Raw genomic sequence first — 1,092 nt, 5'->3', positions numbered from 1 at the left:
TCCACTCCCGGACCGAGGACGGCGACTGGCAGCGGCACGCCTCCGGCACCCTGCTGCCCGCCTCGGGGGAGCCGGCCTTCGACCTGACCGCCTGGCCGCCGCCCGGCGCCGAGCGGCTCCCGGTCGAGCAGGTCTACCCGGACCTCACCGCCGCCGGCCTCGCCTACGGCCCGGCCTTCCAGGGCCTCCGGGCGGCCTGGCGGGACGGCGACACCTTCTACGCGGAGGTGGCCCTGCCGGAGGCCCCGCGCGAGGAGGCCGGCCGGTTCGGCCTGCACCCCGCCCTGCTGGACGCCGCCGTGCACATCACCGCCCACCACGGCCTGCTGGACACCCCGGCGGGCTCCAGCCGGCTGCCGTTCGCCTACACCGGCGTGCGGCTGCACGCCGCCGGCGCCGCCGCCCTGCGGGTGCGGCTGCGCCGCACCGGCCCGGAGGCGATCTCGGTCGAGGCCGCCGACGAGACCGGCGCGCCGGTCGCCTCGGTGGAGGGGCTGCTGGCCCGGCTGGTGTCGGCGGCCCAGCTGGAGCCGGCCAGGACGGGCGACCGGGACGCGCTGTTCCAGCTGGACTGGGCGGTGCTGCCGCCGGTCACCGGCCCCGCCGCCGCGGTGCCCGGCGCCGGGCCCTACCCGGACCTCGGCTCGGTCGAGCCGGGTGCCGAGAACCGCGCCTGGCTGGCCGTCGGCCTGGAGGGGCACCAGGAGCCCCGGACGGCGCTGCGCGACGCGCTGACCCTGGTGCAGGAGTGGGTCACCGAGGAGCGCTGGGAGTCCACCCGGCTGATCGTGGTGACCAGGGGCGCGGTCGCCGTGGCCGAGGGGGAGCGGCCCGACCTGGCGTCGGCGCCGGTCTGGGGCCTGCTGCGCTCCGCGCAGGCCGAGCACCCGGGCCGGATCCTGCTGCTGGACCTGGACGAGCACCCGGACTCCGCGAACGCGCTGCCGGCCGCCGTGGCCTCGGCGCTGGCCGCCGACGAGCCGCAACTCGCCGTCCGGGCCGGGACGGTGTGGGTGCCCCGGCTGGTCCGGGCGGCGGTGGCGGCCTCGGCCGGGCGGGAGTGGGACCCGGCGGGGACGGTGCTGATCACCG

The 1,092-nt window shown here is 79.5% G+C and carries 1 protein-coding gene; it reads left to right on the top strand.

The window, feature by feature from the left end; translation table 11 throughout:
* Window positions 1-1,092, top strand: a 1,092-nt coding sequence (locus tag IE329_RS39925) for a polyketide synthase dehydratase domain-containing protein (protein WP_190215976.1), incomplete at both ends; no start/stop codon positions are given.

The organism is Kitasatospora indigofera, assembly GCF_014655955.1.
In the GTDB taxonomy this organism is placed as follows: Bacteria; Actinomycetota; Actinomycetes; order Streptomycetales; family Streptomycetaceae; genus Kitasatospora; species Kitasatospora indigofera.
This window is presented reverse-complemented; position numbering and strand designations above follow the sequence as displayed.